The organism is Brevundimonas poindexterae, from assembly GCF_020524625.1.
GTDB classification, from domain to species: domain Bacteria; phylum Pseudomonadota; class Alphaproteobacteria; order Caulobacterales; family Caulobacteraceae; genus Brevundimonas; species Brevundimonas poindexterae_A.
In genome coordinates this window covers 79,683-99,566 of sequence record NZ_JAIVLL010000002.1, presented here as the reverse complement: position 1 = coordinate 99,566, position 19,884 = coordinate 79,683, and the positions used below count along the sequence as shown (strand labels likewise).

Sequence of the window (19,884 nt, the reverse complement as noted above, 5' to 3'; positions counted from 1 at the left end):
CAGGGGCGATTCCTGCAAGGTTGTATCGCCTCGCTCTGTAAACGTCTGGATGATCGATGGAAGAAAAAGCCGAGCTGCTTGAAATGACGGCGGACATCATTTCCGCCTATGTCAGCAACAACATTCTGCCGCCGGAAGCCGTTCCTGCCCTGATCGGGTCGATCCATTCGACCCTGTCGCAGCTGTCGGGTGACGGTCCCGAGCCGGAGCCGGAAGTCAAGGATCCGGCCGTGCCGATCCGCAAGTCGATCACGCCGGACTATCTGATCTGTCTGGAAGACGGTCGCAAGTTCAAGTCGCTGAAGCGTCACCTGCGCACCAAATACGACATGAGCCCGGAGGAATACCGGTCGAAGTGGGGCCTGCCCAAGGACTACCCGATGGTCGCACCCAACTATGCCAAGGCCCGTTCGGAACTGGCCAAGCAGATGGGACTGGGCCAGGGCGGCCGTAAGCCGGCCCGTACTGCCCGCGCCAAGAAGTAAGGCAGAGCCTCAAGAGACAAATCGGCCCGCCGGAGCGATCCGGCGGGCCTTTTGCTGTGTGGGGTCAGGCGGCGCGGGCCTCTCGGCGCATGCGCCAGAAGCGGAGGGTGCGGCGGGCGGCGTCGGGCGCCAGCTCCTCGTACATCCGTCCGTAGCTGTGGGCCTTGGCCATGGCCGAGCCGTCGTTGTTCAACAGGACCACGGCGTAGGTCAGGAACAGGGCTCGATCCAGACCGGCGGAGCGGCAGACCACGGCCAGGGCATCGAGGTCGCACCGCTCGATGATCTGGCGGGCGGTGTGGAAATCAATCTCGGCCAGCTGGGCCAGGGCGATCAGGAAGCAGGTCCGGCCGCCCGAGCGCAGGAAGCGCGCCAGCATCTGGGGCGTCAGCTGATTGGCCGCGTGGAGTTCCTCGACATAGGCGAGGCTCTCGGCATAGTCGGCCGGCAGGGCCCCGTCCTGGGTGGCGAGGCGGGTCCGCCCGGCCTCCAGCGCGCTTTCGAGGACAGCCGGGTCGAGCCGGGCGTTGCGCTCGAGGATGGTGTGCCGGAGGCGCGCCTCGACGATGAAATACATCTCGTTCAGCAGGTCCGGCGGCAGGGCCTTGCGCTCGACTGTGGCGGCATGCAGCGCCGGATTGGCGCGGGCGCGCTCCACAGCCTTTTCGCTGGCGGCACGGGACAGCTGGGCCCCTTCGTTCGACAGCAGGCGCTCGAGCGTCTCGTCATCGCCGTGGTCGACGATGGCATCCGACACGGCCTCGGACACATCCTTGCGGGCAGAGACGGCGCGCAGGTGATCCTGGCCCCGGGTGCGGGCGACCTCGATCAGGTCGCCGTCGGTCAGGACCGGGGAACTGGTCAGGACCGGCGTCGCCACCTCGGCCTCGTCGTTGGCGAGGCGGCGGATCAGGGCGCGAGGGGCCGCGGCAGTCGCGGCGAAGCGCTGGGCCAGCTCCGCCCGGACGGCGGTTTCCATTTCGGCCGAAAGTTCGGCGAGGACGGTGCCGTACAGATCCGTCTCGGTCGAGCTGTGGGTGTCGGTACCAAAGAAGACGTCGGTCAGCTCACGCAGCAGGGCGCGGCGCTTCTCGCTGGACGGCTCGCGCGCCATGGCGATCAGATCGGGCAGGCGCGACTGGACGGCGCCCTCGGACTCCATGGCCGTCATTGGCGTGCCCCGGCGCTGCGGGCCGATTCCCCCGTGGTGCGGCGCACCGTGCCGTCCGGATTGCGGACCAGCTGGGGCGGCTCGGGCGGGCGGGCCATGGACGGCGAGACGGGCGTTTCCTCCATCTCGATCGGCAGGGCGTCGAGATAGACCTGCTCCGGCATGGGCGTCCGGTCGGGCTGACGGCCATTCTGGCGGTGGACGGAGTAGTAGCGGGCCCCCTGGGAGGCAGCCTGCGGCGTGCGCTCGGTCGGGTAGGTGGGCTGCGGCTGGGTCCCCGGGGCGACCGGTGGCGACGCGGCCGGGGCCGGGGCGGGCGCGGCGGCGGCAGCCGGGGCCTGTCGGGACTGGCCGACCGACCAGATGGGCGCATCCGCACGGGGGGCCATGGGGTCATCCGCCCATTCTGCCGGACGCGTCGGGGCAGGGGTGGGGGCGGGCGTCGGCACAGTCTGCGGCACCGGCTGCGGAGCCGGGCGCTCGACCGGTGCGGGGGGCGGAGCCTGTCGCACTGGCGGCGCGGACGAGGCGACCGGGCGAGCCTCAACAACCGGGGTGCGCACAGGCTGTGGCGCAGGGGGACGCGGTGCCGACACCGGCACGCTCTGCGGGGCTGCGAAGAAGGCGTCGGCCGGGGTCAGGCCGGGGCGACCGTCGGCGCGAATGGTGCGCAGGGGCAGGCTGGGCGTGGCCGGTCGCAGCTCGGGCACCGAGGCGTAGGACTGGGTCCCCGCATGGGGAATGACGGGCGAGACCGGGCGCAGGGCCGGGATATCGCCCCGCGCGGCCGGCGTTTCGGCGCGGGCCATGGCGACCGGCGCCGGGCGACCGTTCCAGTCGAGATATCGGAGCGCCGGGGCATCCTGGGCCTGAACCATGGCCGGTCCGACCAGCACACCGAGCAGCAGGGCCGCGGTCGCGCCGAGCCCGTGACAGGCATGCGCCGTCGGGAAAATGGCTGGGTCGCGTGGCATTCCGCACTCCGGCAGGTCTGGCATGCGACAACCCTAGGCGGCCCAGGTTTAATCGCCCGCTAACAGCCGACCGAAACCTGAAGCTGATCAGGCCGGTATATAGAGCGGGGTCCAGGCGTCGCGCCACGCCAGCTCGGGCTGTGCCAGACCGGCCTCGACGGCGCCGTCGAAGAAGGCCTGCCAGCGCGCTTCGGACATGGTGCCGATGCCGGCAGAGGGATCGCCCCCGGTGACGATGGCAGCCGCGCGAAGCGCGTCGTGTGCGGCGCCGAGAGTCTCGTCTCCCCGACCGCGAAGAGCCTTGCGGATCAGGGCGTGGGCCGGTTCCGGATCGCCGTTGACGTAGTCCTTCCATCCTTCAATCGAGGCCGCGATGAACGCCCGGAGCGCCGCCTCATTGTCGCGGGCGAACGCCGTGGGAGCGAGCAGCAGGTCGCCGTACGAGGCAAAGCCGTCCTCGGCCAGCAAGCGGACGGTGGTCGCGGGCCCTTCAGCTGCGGCGATGTGGACGGGTTCGCGGGCGACGTGGCCGAGCATGACGGCCCGGGGATCGGCGAGGAAGGCGTCGAGGTCATGGTCGGCAAGCTCGTCGTCGGAATACCCGAGACGGGCCTGCATCCAGGGCCAGAGGGTGTCGCGGTCGGCATTGGCCACCTGAACCGCTGAAGGGGGAGGAGGGGGACCCGCACTGTCGACCGGGGCGTGGGAGATCAGGGCCCGCGGCGAGGTCTGGAAGAAGGCGGCGACGGCCTTTACGGGCGCGCCCTCCTCGACAAGGCGAAGCGGGATGAAGCCGTCGTCGACAAGGCCCAGCTCGGCCCGGCCGGTCGCGAGCGCGCGGGGCACGTCCTGCCCGAAGCCGGGGCGGACCAGCTGGACGTTGAGATCCCGGGCCTCATAGAGGCCGGTCGCAAGCGCCTGGTAGAAGCCGCCCAGATCCACCGTGGCGGGACCGTCGACCACGAGGCGCAGGCGCACGCGGCCATTCTCGTCCACCGGGGGTTCGGAGTTGCCACAGGCCGCGAGACCGGCCGCCGTTCCGATCGCCACGCCGCCGGCCAGCACGGCACGACGGTTCAGCAGGACAGGGCGGACGGGCGGGCGGCGCATGGCCATGGTTTAGGGGGGGAATCCCGCGAAGGAAAGGGACGGGTCAGCGCCGCTGCTGGAGAACGAGTTCGCCGGCAAAGACGCGGAGGAACAGCGGGGGCTGGCCATTCAATCCACCCATCTGGCTGCCCATGAACTGGCTCATTACAGGCATCATGGTTGACATCGCCATGTCAGGGTCCGACGTCTTCATCTCTCCGGTCACCGGGTCGACGTACATATTCTCGAACGGGTTGATGGAAAACTCGTCGATATGACCCGCCTCTTCCTGTACGGGCGCACCCGAAAGGTCGACGGCCACATATGTTTCATCAGCGTGGGCGAACTGTTCTTCTTCCTCTGAAGCGATCAGGGAGGACATGCCGTCGAAGGCCGTCATGATCAGGGAATTGTTCTCATAGGCCGTCGCATAGCTGACCTGTTCGGCACAGAGATAGTTGAGCAGGAAATTCGCAGCGTCGGCGGCTCCGCTGCCGGCGGCCACGGCGTCGGCGGCGCGGTCCCGGAGGCAGGCCTCGGCATTGGTGTAGGCCGGGGGGCGTTCCTGGGCCTGAGCCGCGTCCGGCATCAGGGCCGGGATGGCGAGGGCGGCGGCGAGCGCGAGGGTCAGGCGCATGAAGGTCTCCCGTTCTGGTCGAACGGCAGTCTGTCATCGCAAGCAGCACGGGGGAAGGGCCGGAAAGCCTGGGCCGGAATTGAGCGAGGGCACGAACCGCCCGGTCGAACCGTTGCGCTTCGTGCCCTCGCCAAGTCCGGGTTGGACTTGGCCATTGAGGTCGGGACCCTGGCCTGGGCGTCAGCGGAGCGAACCCCGGTGACGGTCGGCTGTATCCTGCGGCTCTGGTCCGGTAGCGTCCCGCAGGTCTGGCCTGCGCCGTCTTCCGATCCCGATCCGGTTCCCCGGGGTGCGGGCCGAAACCCTGCCTCGAAGCCTTGATCCGGTCCCGCGTCCGTTACGATCCGGAGATCGCCCGTTACGCGGGATCCGAGAGCCGGACCGGTTCGCCTTGAGCCCCGGGTCTCCCCGGTTTTCCGCGCTGCCGTGTCCCTCGGCCCGTTGACGTTCCGACGAAATCCGCTATTCGGCAAGCGCCCGAAATGCCCGCCCTGTGGGGATTTCCGCCCCGTCCGGTGCATAAGTCGGGGACAGTCTGGGGACAGTGTCCCGAAGCTACGAAAATTCAGCGATTTGATCCGTCCACAGAATCCAGATCAGCCTTCGAGCGCGGCCTTCTTTTCTTCCAGTTCCAGCCATTCGGCCTCGATTGCCTCAAGCTGGGCCCGGGCGCGGGCGGCGTTGGTCATGGCACGGTCGAAGGCCTTGGGATCGCGGGCGTAGAGGTCGGGATCGGCCAATGTGGCGTCGTGGCGGGCGATGTCGGCGGGCAGGGTTTCCATCAGGCCCTCGATCTCCTTGAGCCGATGCGCGTCCTTGAACGAAAGTTTGGCAGGCTTCTTCGGCGCCGCAGGGGCCGTCCCGCTGGCGGGGGCGGGGTTTGCGGCCGCGCGCCGGGCGGCCTCGGCGTCCTGGGGGCGCGGGTTGACGCCGGCCTGCAGGAAGCCGGGGTTCTGGCGGATGAAGTCGGTCCAGCCACCGGGCGTCTCGACGATGTCGCCGCGGCCGTTCATAGCGATGGTCGAGGTGGCGAGGCGGTCGACGAAATCGCGGTCGTGGCTGACGAGGATCAAGGTGCCGTCATAGGACTCGAGCAGCTCTTCCAGCTTGTCGAGCGTGTCCATGTCGAGGTCGTTGGTCGGTTCGTCGAGCACCAGCATGTTGGCCGGCTTGGCCAGCGCCCGGGCCAGAAGCAGCCGGTTACGCTCGCCGCCCGACAGGGTGGAGATCGGCTGGCGCAGCTGGCCCTCCTGGAACAGGAAGTCCTTGGCATAGGCGGCGACGTGTTTGGACACGCCGCGCACGAGGATGGAGTCGCCGCCGCCGGGGGTGAGCGCGTCCCACAGGGTCGTGTCAGAGCGCAGCCCCTCGCGGGACTGGTCGAGATAGACCGGCTCGAGGTTGGCGCCGAGCTTGACCGTGCCCTGGTCGGGAGCGAGCTCACCGAGCAGGATCTTGACCAGGGTGGTCTTGCCCGCGCCGTTGGGGCCGACGATGGCGAGCCGGTCGCCGCGGACGATGCGGGTGGTGAAGGGCTTGATGACAGTACGGTCGCCGAAGGTCTTGGAGACGCCCTTGAGGTCGGCGACCAGCTTGCCCGACAGGGCGCCGGAGTCGACGCCGAGCTGCAGGTCGCGCGGCACATCCTTCAGCCGTTCGGCGCGCTCGGCCCGCAGAGCCGCCAGCGACCGGGCCCGGCCCTCGTTGCGGGTACGACGGGCGGTGATAGAGCGGTAGAAGGTCTCGGTCTCGCGCTCGATCGTCTTCGACAGGCGGCGCAGCGACTCGGCCTCTCCCTCGGTGACCTTGGTGGCCCATTCGTCGAAGGCGTTGAAACTCTTGTTGAGGCTGCGGACGCGGCGGCCCTCCAGCCAGTGGCAGGTCTGGGTGACGCGGTTGAGGAAGGCGCGGTCGTGGCTGACGACCAGTACGGCGCAGCGGGCCGAGATCAGCTCTTCTTCCAGCTTTTCGATGGCGAGGATGTCGAGGTGGTTGGTCGGCTCGTCGAGGAGCATGAGGTCGGGCTCTTCGGCGAAGGCCTTGGCCAGGGCGGCGCGGCGGATCTCGCCCCCCGACAGATTGACCGCCGGCTTGGCCGGATCGAGCCCGAAGGTGTCCAGCCAGGCCTCGGCCGTCCACGGCTCGGCTTCGCCAGACGTGGCATAGTCGAGCAGGGTGTCGCCCGTGATGACGGGTTCCTGGGGCACATTGGCGAAGCGGATGCCGGACTGGACCGCCCGCTCGCCCGAGTCGGGTTCGACCTGGCCCATGATGATCTTCATCAGGGTCGATTTGCCGGCACCGTTGCGGCCGACGAGGCAGGCGCGGGTGCGCGGCTCGATGGCGATGTCGACCCCCTCGAACAGGGGACGGGGGCCGTCCTGGAGACGGACGTCCTTGAGGGCGACAAGAGGAGGGCGCGCGGCCATGGTTATACCTGAATCCTCCCCTGCGCAGCGGGGGAGGGGGACCACGCAAGGCGTGGTGGAGGGGGCGGAAACGAGGGCTGACTTAAGGGGTTCGGTCGAGAGTTTCCACCCTAGTCTGTGTTGAGATGTCCCAGAATGCGCTCCGCCGCCCCGTCAGGGTCACGCAGGACTTCAGATGCGGGAATGCGAAGCGTCTGGATGCCCAAACCCAGAAGATGTGCGTCGCGCCTGGCATCCTGATCCGCTCGGGCCTCGTGCTGGAGGCCATCGACCTCGATGGCGAGGCGGGCGCTGGAGCAGAAGTAGTCGAGAATGAAGGGAACGACCGGGTGCTGGCGACGAAAGCCGCGTCCCCGTAGGCTCTGCCAGAGGAGAACTTCCGGCAGCGACATTTTCCGACGGAGACGTCGTGCACGTTTCTGGGTAAGAACCGGGGCTCTCATGGATCAGTTAGTGCACGCTTTCGCCCCCTCCACCACTCCGTGGTCCCCCTCCCCCGTTGCACGGGGGAGGATCTGATGAAGCCCTTCTGGGAAACGAAGACCCTGGAACAGATGTCGCCCGAGGAATGGGAGGCGCTGTGTGACGGGTGCGGGCTGTGCTGTCTGGTGCGGTTCGAGGACGAGGACACGGGCGAGGTCGTGCCGACCAGGGTGCACTGCAAGCTGTTCGATTCCGGGACCTGCGCCTGTTCCAACTATGCGGAGCGGGAGCAGCATGTGCCGGACTGTATCAAGCTGACGCCGGGCAATGTGGCGCAGCTGAAGTGGATGCCGCTGTCCTGTGCCTACCGGCGGCTGGCCGAGGGGCGGAGTCTGGCGGACTGGCATCCGCTGGTCTCGGGCGATCCGGAAACGGTTCATACGGCCGGGGTTTCGATCCGCGGGCAGACGGTATCGGAACTGACCCTCGACGAGCCGGAGGACGCCCTGGCGTATGAGGCGCCGGAGTGGATGGCGGAACGCGGTCCGGATACCGGCGGTCGCCGCTAACCAAAATTTCGGCTTTTTGTCCGACACTTGTCGGATGGGAGAAAAACGCCGCAAGAGCGCCTCGATCATGTCCGGCTCGCGCGAGCTGGACTCTCCGCTCGACCGGCTGACCGCCATGGTCTGTCGGCTGTACGACATGCCGCATGCGATGATTGCCGTGATCGACGGCCACCAGACCGTGTTCCGGTCGAACGTCGGGCTGCGCCCGGCCGACGCGCTGGGTCCGGCAGAGATGCAGCGCGATCTGACGGCGACGGACATCCTCGTCGCGCAGGGGCCGGGGGCGAGCCTGATCGTGCCCGACGCGCGCGAACACCCGACCTTGAAACATCACCCCATGGTGGTGGGGGAGCCTTATCTACGCTTCTTTGCCGGAGCGACCATCAGCAATGCGGCGGGGGAAGCCATCGGGGCGGTCGGCGTGATGGATGTTCGCCCTCATCCCGAATTCGACGAGAGCCAGATGGACGGGCTGGCGCAGGCCGGTGCCCTGGCGGTCGACTTCCTCGAGCGGGCCGAAGAGTCGCGGCGCATGACCGAGCGACTGGATCTGCTGCGGCTGGCCGAGGAGATGGCGGGGGTGGGGCAGTGGCGCCTCGACGGCGAGACCCGGGAGGTCACCTGGTCCGACGAGGTCTATCGCATCTATGGCGTGAGCCGGGAGACCTTTGATCCCACCTATGGTGACGCGGTGGCCTTTTACCACCCCGACGACCAGCCGGTACTGAAGGCGGCGGTCGCGCACGCCCTTGAGACGGGCGAGGGCTTCAGGTTGCGACTTCGCCTGCGTCGCGCGGACGGCGAGATCCGCTGGGTCATGAGCCATGCGGATACCCTGAGGAATGCCGATGGCTCCGTCGCAGCCCTGTTCGGCGTGTTTCAGGACGTCACGGAACAGGAGCGCAGTCACCGTGCCGTGGCCGAGAGCGAGCGCGCCTTCCGGACCCTGGCCGAGCGGACCCATGATGTGATCGCCGTCTTCGGAATGGACGGCACGCTCAGCTATCTGTCGCCGGCGATCGAGCGCCTCATGGGCTGGACGCCCGAGGACCTTGTCGGGCGCCGGACCTGGGACGTGATGCACCCGGAAGACCATGCGCGGATTGCGGCGGCCTATGCCGAATTCATCGCTGCGGGGCCGGGAGGCGTGTCGCCGCAGCTTCGCTACCGCGCGATTGCCAAGGACGGTAGCTACAAGTGGATGGATGCCCACCCCAGCATCCTGTGGGACGAGGACGGCCGACCCGTCGAGATCCAGGACAATATCCGCGACGCCACAGCGACCAAGGCGCTTGAGGACGACCTGAAGGCCGAGCGCGACCGGGCCGAGGCCGCGGCACGCACCAAGACGGAATTCCTGGCCAATATGAGCCACGAACTGCGGACCCCGCTGACGAGCGTCATCGGCTTTGCCGGCCTGCTGCAAAAGTCTGAGGCGCTGGGGGCGGATGAGCGCCGCTACGTCGACCGGATCGCCACGTCGTCGGATGCCCTGCTGGGCGTGATCAACGATATTCTGGACTATTCCAAGCTGGAGGCGGATGCGGTGGGGCTGGACCCGACGCCGTTCGATCCGAGGGGGCTGGTCGAGGCCGCCGCAGGAATTGTCGAAAGCCAGTGTGAGGCCAAGGGGCTGAGGCTGGTCCACGAGCTGGATGACAGCCTGCCACCGGGTGTGGTCGGCGATGAAGGCCGCCTGAGACAGGTGGCGCTGAACTTCCTGTCCAATGCCGTCAAGTTCACCTCGCAAGGCGAGGTCCGGGTTTCGGCGCGTTATGATGACGGGTGGCTAAGGGTGGCGGTCTCGGACACCGGAATCGGGATCAGTCCGGAAAAGGCCGCCAAGCTGTTCCGACGCTTTGTCCAGGCCGACGCCTCGACCACCCGCACGTTCGGGGGGACCGGGCTGGGTCTGGCGATCTCCCGCCGACTGATCGAGATGATGGGCGGCGAGATCGGTGTCGACAGCCGACCGGGCGAGGGCTCGACCTTCTGGTTCGAGGTGCCGCTGAAGGCCGTGGACGAAGGCGTGCAAGCGGGCGACCGGGCGGCGGTGATGGAGGTTGACGGGGCCCTGCGCATCCTGATGGCCGACGACGCGCCGGCCAACCGCGAGCTGGTGTCGGCCATCATGGGGGGCCTCGGCCTGTCACTGGATGTGGTCGAGAACGGCGCCGAAGCGGTCGAGGCGGTCCGGAGCGGTGCCTATGATCTCGTGCTGATGGACGTCCATATGCCGGTCATGGACGGACTGACGGCGACCCGCGAAATCCGCGCGATGAGCGGGCCTGCCGGGCAGGTTCCGATCATCGCCCTGACGGCCAATGTGCAGCCGGAGCAGGTGGCCGTGTGCCAGGCTGCGGGGATGGATGCCCATGTCGGCAAGCCGATCCATGTGGCCGAGCTGATGGAGACCATCGGCGCCCTGATGGATGCCGCACAGACCGATGAGGCCGTATCGCGGGTGGGCTGAGAGCGGCAGCTATGCGGACTGGCGCCCTAAAGTGGTGCGAAGACAGCCGCTTGAATATTTGTCGCGACGACTTGCGCGGCTGAGGACGCTGGTCGGCTAGGGTTCATCCATGGCCGGAAAAAGCGACGACGGCGGAAACGACGGGGCCCCGGCCCTGACCGCCATACTCAACTCGGAAATCGAGCGGATCGCAGACCTGCTGCCGCAGGTGCCCCTGTCACATGAGGATGTGGCCGGGCTGGACCGCCATGCGCGGGCGATTGCCAGCGTGGCGCGGGCGGCAAAACTGGTCGGCAGTCTGACGACGGCGGTGGCGCGGGACGGGGCGAGCCCGGGCGGGGAGGGGGATGACGAGACCGGTGACACCGACGACCCCGCCGCAATGGACGCCCTGCGGGCCGAGCTGCGATCCCGCATGGAGCACCATCGGGCTGCCGTGGGACGACTCCGTGCGGCCCGAGGACTTGACCCGGAAGGAACTGAAGCGGGCGATTGCGAGCCTGCCGCGGCTTCACGATCACCAGGTCGGACCGCCGGTGGACTGGCGAACCTGGGTGCTGCTGGGCGGGCGGGGATCGGGGAAGACCTATGCCGGCGCGTGGTGGCTGAACCGGGTGGCGCTGGGTGAAAAGCGGGTTCTGGCCCTCGTGGGGCCGGCGCTTCACGACGTGCGCGAGGTGATGATCGAAGGGGCTTCGGGGCTACGGAACCTCGGACCCGCTGACCAGAGGCCCGTGTGGGAGGCCAGTCGACGGCGGCTGAAGTGGAAGAACGGATCGGTGGCCTATGCCTATTCGGCCGAAGACCCCGACGCGCTGAGGGGGCCACAGTTTCATGCGGCCTGGGTGGACGAATTCTGCGCCTGGCGGACGCCGGAGCGGACGCTGAACACATTGAGATTTGCGCTGCGGCTGGGCGAGGCCCCGCAACTGGTGGTGACGACAACGCCCCGTCCCATGCCTGCCTTGAGGCGGCTGCTGGCCGAGCCGGGTCTGGAGGTCAGCCGGGCCGGCACGGCCGTGAATGCGGGCAATCTGGCGCCGGGGTTTCTGGACCATCTGAAGGCGCTCTATGCGGGAACCCGGCTGGAGGCACAGGAGCTGGACGGCCGGATCATCGAGACCGACGGGGCGCTGTTCCGGGCCGAGGATCTGGCGCGAGCGAGGGGCAGTCGTCCTGTGACGCTGGACCGGGTGGTAGTGGCGGTGGACCCGCCGGCGACCGCCCATGGCGATGCCTGTGGAATCGTGGTGGCCGGGCGGCGGGATCGCCGGGCCTATGTGCTGGCCGACGAGACGGTTCGGGGTCGGTCGCCCGCCGCCTGGGCCCGGATCGTGGCCGAGGTGGTGCGGCGCGAGCAGGCCGCGGCCGTGATCGCCGAGGTCAATCAGGGCGGGGATATGGTGCGGACCCTGCTGGTACAGGGCGGATGCCGATGTCCGGTCCTGTCGGTGCATGCGACGCGCTCGAAGCGGGCGCGGGCCGAGCCGGTCGCGGCCCTCTATGAACAGGGGCGGGTGGTGCACTGCGCGCCCCTCCCTGCGCTGGAAGAAGACATGATGGCTCTCGGCAGCGGGGAGGCGGGCGCCAGTCCGGACCGCGCCGACGCCCTGGTGTGGGCGATCACCCATCTGATGCTGGAAACCCGGGCCGAGCCGCGACTGCGCGCGCTGTAGCCCCTCATCGACCCTGAAGGAGACCGCCATGACGTCGAGCCCCGACGCCTATCGCACCCATGCGCCCACGGCCGCGGCCCCGGCCCGGATGGCCGCGACCGTGACGCCCGACGACGGCGCCGATCTGACCCCTTGGGCCAAGGCGCTCTATGTCGGGACGGCGGGCGACCTGACGGTGATCCCGGCGGGCGGGACGTTGGCCGTGATGCTGAAGAACCACCCGGTCGGCTACGTCGCCGTGCAGGTGCGCCGGGTCCTGCAGAGCGGGACGACCGCCGACGACATTGTGGCGCTGTCGGAATGAGGCTGGGGGTCGATCTGACGCCGGCGGGCCTGGCCCTGCGGCAGGCGCCGGGCGCGAGCGTGGGGCCGGAGCCCGGCTTTGTGCTGGATCTGCGAACCGACCAGCATGTGTGGGACGGGACGCCGCTGGAAGGACTGACGGCCCTGCCGGGCTGGAGCTACAGCCGGGCGGGCACGGCGTGGGGGCGACGGGTTGACGGGACCTATGCCAGCTTCCCGGCGCACACGCCGCGTCGGACCGATATGGGCCTGTGGTGCGAGCCGGCCTCGACCAATCTGTTCGCCCGGTTCGGTCCCACGGTGGGGCAGTTGGCGAGCAATACCAATGTCTCGTTGGCGACCGAGCCGTCAGTGCCGCCCCTCGCCGGGCTGAGCTGGCTGGCGCTGAGCAACAGCGGCGGGGCGGCCTATGCCTATCAAGGCGCCAGTGTGCCGGCCGCGACGACCTGCACGATCCAGATGTGGGTGGAGACGCCCGACGGGTCGCCGCCGGTGGTGAGCGCGAGCAGCGCCACGGGTGACTTCTGTCTGGTCCTGGGCGGCGGCATTGTGAGCGGCGTGTTCGGTATGGAGGCCCTGTCTGGCCACGTCTGGCGGGTGTGGGGGACGACAGTGACCGGCGCCTCGCCCGCCGCCCACGGGGGTGTGATCCGCTATGGCGGTCAGAGCACACGGAGCCTGAAATTCTGTGGCTTTCAGCTTGAGGTCGGGGCCTTGGCCACCAGTCCAATCGTCACGACCGGCGCAGTCGCCGGGCGGAGTGCGGACGTGGCGCGGCTGACGGATATGGTGCCGATGGCCGAGGCGACCCTGGTGGCGGACTTCACCCTGAACGGCGGGGGGAGCGGCGTGCTGGCGAATGGCCGTCGGGCGGCCTGTCTGGACGATGGAACCGGGACGGGTGCGCTTGAGATCGGCAATCCGGATGGACTGATCGGGGGCCGTGTTCTGAGCAGCGGTGTCGAGCAGGCGCGGCTGACCGTGGCCGGAGCAGCGGCGAGCGGTGTGGGGCAGGGCGTGGCCCTGCGCTCGCGCTTGAACGATTTTCGACTGGCGCGGAACGGGGTGCTGTCGACAGCGGATACCTCGGGCACGGCTCCGGAAGGGCTGTCCCGGCTGACGCTGGGGGCGGGCGCGGGCGGGACCGGCCAGCTGGGGGGCTGTTTGCAGCGGCTGGAGGTCCGGCCGGTCGCGCGCGTCGATGCCGCGCTTGTGGCGCTGAGCGCCTGATTTTCACGATCAAGGAGACGGAGATGGTCTGGTCCCGCTGGCGCCTGCGCCGGGGTACGACAGTCGTGCCCGAAACCAAGGAGAGCCGGACGGGGCCGCTGATCGCCCTGACCGGAGGCGGGCGTCCGCGCTGGACGCCGCGCGACTATGCCGCCCTGGCGCGCGAGGGGTTCGGCAAGAATCCGGTGGCCTATCGCGCCATCCGCATGATCGCCGAGGCGGCGGCGTCAGTGCCGCTGGCGGTGTTCGACGGCGAGGTGAAGTGCCGCGACCACGGTCTGGCGCAGCTGCTGGCCCGGCCGAATCCCGAGCAGTCGGGGCCGGAGTTTCTGGAAGGGCTGTACGGGGCCCTGCAGGCGGCGGGCAATGCCTATGTCGAGGGGGCCGGCGGCGGCGACGCGGGTCTGCCGGAGGAGCTGTGGTCGCTGCGGCCTGACCGGGTGAAGGTGGTACCGGGACGGCATGGCTGGCCCGAGGCCTATGACTATGGGCTGGGCGGGCGGTCGGTCCGGATCGGACGCGAGGCCGACGGCTGGATGCCGGTGATGCATCTGAAGCTGTTTCATCCGACGGACGACCACTACGGCTTTTCGCCGCTGGAGGCCGCGGCCTTTGCCATCGATGTGCACAATGCGTCGGGGGCCTGGAACAAGGCGCTGCTGGACAATGCCGCGCGGCCGAGCGGGGCGCTGGTGTATGCCAGCCGGGACGGTGAGCGGCTGACCACCGAACAGTTCGAGCGGCTGAAGGCGGAGCTGGGCGAGGCGCATGCGGGGCCGGCCAATGCCGGTCGGCCGCTGTTGCTGGAAGGCGGGCTGGACTGGAAGCCCATGAGCCTGACGCCCGCCGAGATGGACTTCATCGCCGGCAAGCATGCGGCGGCACGCGAGATCGCCCTGGCGTTCGGGATTCCGCCGCAGCTGCTGGGGATTCCGGGGGATGCGACCTATGCCAACTATCGCGAGGCCAATGTCGCCTTCTGGCGGCAGACGGTGGTGCCGCTGGTGCGCAAGGCCGCCGGGGCCCTGACCGCCTGGCTGTCGCCGCGCCTGCCTGGATGCCGGATCGAACCGGACCTGGAGGCTGTGCCGGCGCTGTCGCCCGAGCGCGATGCGCTGTGGGCGCGGCTGAATGCGGCGAGCTTCCTGACCGAGGACGAACGTCGGCAGATGGCGGGAGTGGGCCTGTGAACAGTGAGCTGAAACGCGCGGCGCTGGCACTGGGGAGCATGCTGATCCTGCAGACCGTCGGCGGTCTGATCTGGGCGGGCGGGGCGGCGGCCCGGATCGAGACGCTGGAGATGCAGGTCGGCGAGCAGCGTCTGGTGGCCGAACGGCTGGCCCGGTTGGAGGAGCAGAGCCTGGCGACGCGGCGGGCGGTGGAGCGGATTGAGAGGGTTTTAGTGACGAGTGGCGAGTGGCGTGTGACGAGCGCGTCCGGCGAGGAGCAGGCCGATGGCTTCTGACGCCCGGGCGGTGGATGACGAGCCGACACTGCCCTCGCCACTCGCTACTCGTCACTCGTCACTCTTTATCACCGGCTATGCCTCGCTGTGGGGTGTCGCGGATCTGGCGGGGGATGTCGTCGTGCCCGGAGCGTTTGCCGCCAGCGTCGCGCGGCGCGGGCCAGGCGGGGTGCGGATGCTGTACCAGCACGGCGAACGGACGCCGGTCGGGGTGTGGACCCGGATCGAAGAGGACGACCGTGGGCTGAAGGTCGAAGGCCGGATTCTGGGTCTGACGCCCGAAGGCCGGATGGCGGCGGCGCTGGTCCGGGCTGGCTGTCTCGACGGCCTGTCGATCGGCTTTCGCGCGGTGAGAGCGCGACGCGACGGGCGGCTGCGGGTGCTGGCCGAAGTCGATCTGTGGGAGGTGTCGCTGGTGACCTTTCCGATGCTGCCGGGCGCGCGGTTCACGTCAGGCGAAGGCTGAAGACTCCGATGAAGAGGAGGGCCGAAATCAGCAGCAGGCTGAGCAGGACGCGGTGCCACTTGCGGCTGGACGAGAAGGCCAGAATCACGCAGGCGAGGGTGAAGAGAACGTGGAAGATGTGAGCCGCGTGGCGGAGCGTGCCGAGGTTGGTGGCTGACTCCACGAGATTGTGCAGCTCGAATGCGGCCAGCGGCAGATAGATGAAGCCGCGATTGCGAAAATAGTGATCCGCCAGATTGCCGGGCTGGCCCGCAGGTGGAAATACCGAGGCAGCGCTGAGGAACAGAAGGGCCGGGCGCAGGAGCACGGTCGCGAAGAGGAAGAAGTTGGCGCCCCAGACATCGCGGTTGGCGACGATGAAGAGGTACCACCAGAACTGGACCGTCGCGAGCAGGACGAGGAGACCGGCGAGAAACGGCAGGAGGGCCAGATCCTCGCGCGGTCGATCAATGGCGGCGGCACGTCCGCCGACCAGCAGGTCGCGGATGCCGAGCCCCAGGATGATCGACATCAGGACAAGAAGGTGTGCCGAGCTGTTCATTGTCTCCCCCCGACGAATGGCTGCCCGGTCAGGAGACTAGTGGCAGGTTCCGCCGGTTTCCAGTTTGGCCGGGTGTGGCGTTGATTTCAGAGTCTGCTCAGGGTTCGCTCAGGACGCTCAGGGACGAGGGGGGCACGGTGACGGCTCAACTTCAGCCCTGGGAGAGACGGACATGAGTGGAGAGACGGTGAAGCTGGTGAACGGACAGACGAACCTGTTGCGGACGGTGATGTGGGGCGGGGCCGCGGCCCTGTTGCTGGCGCCGGCGGCGGCGATGCAGTTCACCGGTGAGGTGCAGTGGAGCCTGTATGATTTTGCCCTGATGGGCGTGTTGCTGGCCGTCGCGTGCGGGGTCGGGGAACTGGTGCTGCGCGCGTCGGAGAGCCTGATGTTCCGGATGGGCGCGGCGGTCGCGATCGGCACGACTTTTGTGCTGGTTGTCGGCAATCTGGCGGTCGGCCTGATCGGGGCCGAGGACAATCCGGCCAATGTCTGGGTGTGGCCGCTGGTGGTCATGGCCGCCGTGGGAACCCTGGCCGCCCAGTTCCGGGCGCGGGGTATGAGCCTGCTGATGCTGGCGCTCGCGGCGGGACAGGGCGGACTGGCGGTCTATGCCCGTGCAACGGAGCAGGACCTGCCCTTGGGCGTGACCCTGATCTTCATGGCCGGCTGGCTGGTCGCGGCGGCCCTGTTCGACCGGGCCGCACGCGAGCGTCAGGGCAAAAGCCGTCATCCCCGGACTTGATCCGGGGATCGGTGCCACTGCGGTCGGCTGGCCGTCTGCCCGGACCGATACTCGGGTCGAGCCCGAGTAGGACGAAACAAGGGGGACGCCGGAATGGTGGGAGGTTTGCGCCCGTCATGGTCTGATGCCAATGGTCTCTTCATGAGGCATTTGATCGTAGTTGCATTTGTCGCCTTAGCATTCTCTGCAGCCAGCTGCGCAGACCCTAGAGAGCGTGGCCTAAACCCCGCTGAGCGGACCGCGTGTCGCGCTTCAGGGGGCTACGAGAGTGTGTCCGCGTTCGGCTTTCCTATCTGTCAGATCGACTATGCTGATGCAGGAAACGTCTGCAGCAGTGCGTCGGATTGTACCGGTCGATGCCTCGCGGAAGCCCCGACGGAGCCCTTGGTGGGCCGGATTGGCACGGAAGCTGAGGGGCGCTGCGAGCCGCGCCGGTACACACCTGGGTGCCACGCCCTAGTTGAAAACGGGAAGCTGGCGACACCTTACATTTGCGATGATTAATGCGTGACAGCTGATCCCCCTGCCAAGGAGCAGCGCTACGGCAGATACTCTGCGGGGATCGGCGAAGCCTCGGTCTCGCCGGTCCAGTAGATGCTGAGGATCCACCAGCGCGTGCCATCGTACACCAGCTGGAAACTGTTGATGCCGCGCGCGAAGGGCTCGGCGTCGTCGGCCGAGCGCCGGCTGTCGTAGGTCGAGAAGACGTGCGCCATGGAGCCGAACCGCTCGGTGCGGCTGGCGATCTCGCGCTCGTGGAAACCGCCGCGTTCCAGTTGGGGGCCGGCGATGGTGATGTATTCCTCGGGTGTCCAGACGCGCACGACCATGTCGCCGGCGGGATTGAATCCGGACGGCACCAGCCGCGCTGTCGGGTGGAAGAGGGAGCGGAAACGGTCCCAGTCGCGGGCCACGCCGGCGTCGCCGGAGATGACCTCATAGACGGCGTCGATGATGGCCTCGGGCGAGGCCACGTCGGCGGGATCGGCGGCGGGGGCCGGGGCGACCGCGGGGGTGGCCTCCTGGGCGTGAACGACGACAGGTGAAGCCAGCGCGAGCAAGAGCGCGGCGGCGAGTGTGGATGCACGCATGAGATTTCCCTCCCTCAGGAGGGGCGAGACTGCCGCACCGGGCGGCGGATGGGAAGACAGGAGATGCCCTACTGTCGCCGGCGGAATGTTCGACGGTCTTCGACCCGGTCGCAGTAGATGTTGGGTTCGTCGGGGCTGTAGACCGTGAGGACACGGCAGTCCCGGCCGGGGGCGAAGTAGGTCAGAATTATCTGGTCGTCGTTCTGGGCGAGAGTGACCATCCGCATGCCGCGCTCGAAGTGCGCCACGGATCCGGCATTCTCAAACGCATTGCGGCGGATTGGTCGGCGGTCCTCACCCTCGGGTATCCAGGCGAACACCGAGGTGTCCTTCTGACGGAAGGAGTCCATGCCGAGCAGGCGGGCCATGCGTCGTTGAATCGCCGACCGGCTTTCACCGCGAGCCGCGATCGAACACATGTTGAAGAAGGCTGTGACCGGGCCTGCACCAATGAAGGCGGCAGGGCGGACAAGAAGCTGGACGTCATGGCCGTCCACCTCGCGGGCCCAGACAAAGTTGTAGCTGGCATGGCTGTCGTTGCCGAGGGGTCTGAAGGCCTCGGCCCGCTCCTGGGCGGGGACGTAGCCGTAGTCGACCGCATACTCCTCGGCCCATTCAAGGTTGCCGTCCGGCTCGAGACAGAAGTCCTGAAACTCCTCGACCATGTCGAAGTCGGGGGCGACCTGGGCCGCAACCGGCGCGGGCGTCAGCACGCCGGCCAAGAGGCAGGCGACCGACAGACAGGCGACCAGCCTGGCAACATGCCGGGATGACACTGTGGCGGGAGGGCGCTCGTCCATCCGCCTACCCTAACCGCGACGAGCGGTTTTCTGAAACTGGAGACACCATGAGAGAGACCAAGACCGTCTCGGGCATGCCCGAGACGCGCGCCGCCATGCATGAAGTCATGGCCGCGTTCGAAGCCTTCAAGGGCGCCAATGATGCGCGGCTGGCCGAGCTGGAGAAGAAGGCGTCGGCCGATACCCTTCTGGAGGAGAAGGTAGCGCGCATCGACGCGGCGGTGGGCTCGGCGCAGGCGCGTTTGGACCGGGCGCTGAGCGATGCGAGGCGACCGGTGCTTGAGGCCGCCCCCTCCACCGCTTCGCGGTCCCCCTCCCCCGTGAACGGGGGAGGATCCACGGTCGCGGAGGAGAGGAAGTCGGCGTTTGCGGCCTATATGACGGGTGGTTCGACCCTGGGGCTGGAGCTGAAGGCCGGGCTGTCGTCGGGGCCGAGCTCGGGCGGCTATGTGGTGCCGCCGGAGACGGAGCGGGCGATTGAACGACGCCTGATGGCCGGCTCGCCGATGCGGGAGATCGCGACGGTGCGAACGGTGGGCTCGGGCGTGTTCCGCAAGCCCGTGTCGACTGCGGGCGTTGAGGCCGGCTGGGTGGCCGAGACGGCCGCGCGGCCCGAGACCGATCCGGCGACGCTTGCGCTGCTGGAGTTCCCGTCGGCGGATCTCTACGCCTGTCCGGCTGCGACCCAGAGCCTGCTGGATGACGCGCTGATCGATCTGGACGAATGGCTGGCGGCCGAGGTGGAAGATGCCTTTTCCGCCCAGGAGACCGAGGCCTTCGTCAACGGCGACGGGGTGAACAAACCGCGCGGTTTCCTCGACTATGATCTGGTCGACGACGGCGATCAGGAGTGGGGCGAGATCGGCTACGTCGCCAGTGGCGCGGCCGGGGCCTTTCCCGCCTCGAACCCGACCGACCGGCTGATCGATCTGGTCTATGCGCCCAAGGCGCTGTACCGGCCGAATGCGCGCTTCGTCATGAACCGGCGGACGGTCTCGACCGTGCGCAAATTCAAGGACGGGGACGGCAACTATATCTGGCAGCCGGCCCAGCGGCCGGGGGATACCGCCAGCCTGCTGGGCTATCCGGTGACCGAGATCGAGACCATGCCGGACATTGGCGCGGACGCCGCGGCGATTGCGTTCGGCGACTTTCAGCGCGGCTATCTGATCGTCGACCGGGCGGGGGTGCGGGTGCTGCGCGACCCCTATTCGGCCAAGCCCTATGTGCTGTTCTACACGACCAAGCGCGTGGGCGGCGGGGTGCAGAATTTCGACGCCATCAAGGTGATGAAGTTCGCCGCGTCGTAGACGCGGA

20 protein-coding genes are annotated in these 19,884 nt (G+C 68.3%); 11 read left to right on the top strand and 9 right to left on the bottom strand.

Annotated features, from left to right (window positions below; translation table 11 throughout):
* The first annotated feature begins 56 nt into the window (after positions 1-56).
* A complete protein-coding gene (locus LC068_RS06685; RefSeq protein ID WP_209118399.1) occupies positions 57-485 on the top strand; it encodes a MucR family transcriptional regulator in 429 nt (142 codons plus the stop codon).
* 64 nt (positions 486-549) lie between these two features.
* Here the strand turns inward: LC068_RS06685 and LC068_RS06680 are convergent, their stop codons facing one another.
* The 6 genes from LC068_RS06680 to LC068_RS06655 form a co-directional block, all read right to left on the bottom strand.
* Positions 550-1,656 carry a DUF2336 domain-containing protein gene (locus LC068_RS06680; RefSeq protein ID WP_226635670.1) on the bottom strand — a complete coding sequence of 369 codons (1,107 nt, stop codon included), beginning with the start codon at positions 1,654-1,656 and terminating at the stop codon, positions 550-552.
* Positions 1,653-2,630, bottom strand: coding sequence for a hypothetical protein (locus tag LC068_RS06675; protein WP_226635669.1), 978 nt, complete (start codon positions 2,628-2,630; stop codon positions 1,653-1,655). Before LC068_RS06675 ends, LC068_RS06680 begins: the two co-directional genes overlap by 4 nt.
* A gap of 87 nt (positions 2,631-2,717) precedes the next feature.
* Complete coding sequence (locus tag LC068_RS06670) at positions 2,718-3,740, bottom strand: ABC transporter substrate-binding protein (RefSeq protein WP_226635668.1); 1,023 nt, start codon at positions 3,738-3,740, stop codon at positions 2,718-2,720.
* Positions 3,741-3,783: 43 nt separating this feature from the next.
* Positions 3,784-4,356 (bottom strand): hypothetical protein, encoded by a 573-nt coding sequence (locus tag LC068_RS06665; protein WP_226635667.1) that lies wholly within the window; start codon positions 4,354-4,356, stop codon positions 3,784-3,786.
* Positions 4,357-4,952: 596 nt separating this feature from the next.
* On the bottom strand, positions 4,953-6,791 hold the full coding sequence (locus tag LC068_RS06660; protein ID WP_226637039.1) for an ABC-F family ATP-binding cassette domain-containing protein: 1,839 nt from the start codon (positions 6,789-6,791) through the stop codon (positions 4,953-4,955).
* 104 nt (positions 6,792-6,895) lie between these two features.
* Positions 6,896-7,177, bottom strand: a complete 282-nt coding sequence (locus LC068_RS06655; protein ID WP_264182211.1) for an endonuclease domain-containing protein — start codon at positions 7,175-7,177, stop codon at positions 6,896-6,898.
* A 126-nt stretch (positions 7,178-7,303) separates the two neighbouring features.
* Here LC068_RS06655 and LC068_RS06650 point away from each other — a divergent pair, with 126 nt between their 5' ends.
* From LC068_RS06650 to LC068_RS06615, 8 genes are all read left to right on the top strand, one after another.
* Positions 7,304-7,777, top strand: a complete 474-nt coding sequence (locus LC068_RS06650) for a YcgN family cysteine cluster protein (protein ID WP_226635663.1) — start codon at positions 7,304-7,306, stop codon at positions 7,775-7,777.
* A 67-nt stretch (positions 7,778-7,844) separates the two neighbouring features.
* The gene (locus LC068_RS06645) at positions 7,845-10,250 is read left to right on the top strand and encodes a PAS domain-containing protein (RefSeq protein ID WP_226635661.1); all 2,406 of its coding nucleotides are present in this window, start codon (positions 7,845-7,847) and stop codon (positions 10,248-10,250) included.
* 347 nt (positions 10,251-10,597) lie between these two features.
* Positions 10,598-11,926, top strand: a complete 1,329-nt coding sequence (locus tag LC068_RS06640; protein WP_226635658.1) for a DNA-packaging protein — start codon at positions 10,598-10,600, stop codon at positions 11,924-11,926.
* A 28-nt stretch (positions 11,927-11,954) separates the two neighbouring features.
* Positions 11,955-12,230, top strand: a complete 276-nt coding sequence (locus tag LC068_RS06635; protein ID WP_226635656.1) for a spike base protein, RCAP_Rcc01079 family — start codon at positions 11,955-11,957, stop codon at positions 12,228-12,230.
* Positions 12,227-13,459 (top strand): phage head spike fiber domain-containing protein, encoded by a 1,233-nt coding sequence (locus LC068_RS06630; RefSeq protein ID WP_226635654.1) that lies wholly within the window; start codon positions 12,227-12,229, stop codon positions 13,457-13,459. Before LC068_RS06635 ends, LC068_RS06630 begins: the two co-directional genes overlap by 4 nt.
* Before the next feature lie 23 nt (positions 13,460-13,482).
* A complete protein-coding gene (locus LC068_RS06625; protein WP_226635652.1) occupies positions 13,483-14,649 on the top strand; it encodes a phage portal protein in 1,167 nt (388 codons plus the stop codon).
* Complete coding sequence (locus LC068_RS06620) at positions 14,646-14,924, top strand: hypothetical protein (protein WP_226635650.1); 279 nt, start codon at positions 14,646-14,648, stop codon at positions 14,922-14,924. Before LC068_RS06625 ends, LC068_RS06620 begins: the two co-directional genes overlap by 4 nt.
* Positions 14,914-15,390 (top strand): HK97 family phage prohead protease, encoded by a 477-nt coding sequence (locus LC068_RS06615; protein WP_226635647.1) that lies wholly within the window; start codon positions 14,914-14,916, stop codon positions 15,388-15,390. Before LC068_RS06620 ends, LC068_RS06615 begins: the two co-directional genes overlap by 11 nt.
* Here the strand turns inward: LC068_RS06615 and LC068_RS06610 are convergent.
* Entirely contained in the window at positions 15,371-15,931 is a 561-nt protein-coding gene (locus LC068_RS06610) for a hypothetical protein (protein WP_226635645.1), read from the bottom strand. The genes LC068_RS06615 and LC068_RS06610 overlap by 20 nt on opposite strands.
* Before the next feature lie 172 nt (positions 15,932-16,103).
* On the opposite strand from LC068_RS06610, the gene LC068_RS06605 reads away from it, so the two are divergent.
* Entirely contained in the window at positions 16,104-16,676 is a 573-nt protein-coding gene (locus tag LC068_RS06605; RefSeq protein WP_226635643.1) for a hypothetical protein, read from the top strand.
* Between the two features lie 539 nt (positions 16,677-17,215).
* On the opposite strand, the gene LC068_RS06600 is transcribed toward LC068_RS06605, so the two are convergent.
* Entirely contained in the window at positions 17,216-17,767 is a 552-nt protein-coding gene (locus tag LC068_RS06600; RefSeq protein ID WP_226635641.1) for a nuclear transport factor 2 family protein, read from the bottom strand.
* Positions 17,768-17,835: 68 nt separating this feature from the next.
* Complete coding sequence (locus LC068_RS06595) at positions 17,836-18,567, bottom strand: hypothetical protein (RefSeq protein ID WP_226635639.1); 732 nt, start codon at positions 18,565-18,567, stop codon at positions 17,836-17,838.
* Between the two features lie 47 nt (positions 18,568-18,614).
* Between LC068_RS06595 and LC068_RS06590 the strand changes: the two genes are divergently transcribed.
* On the top strand, positions 18,615-19,877 hold the full coding sequence (locus tag LC068_RS06590) for a phage major capsid protein (protein ID WP_226635636.1): 1,263 nt from the start codon (positions 18,615-18,617) through the stop codon (positions 19,875-19,877).
* The last annotated feature ends 7 nt before the right edge of the window (positions 19,878-19,884 follow it).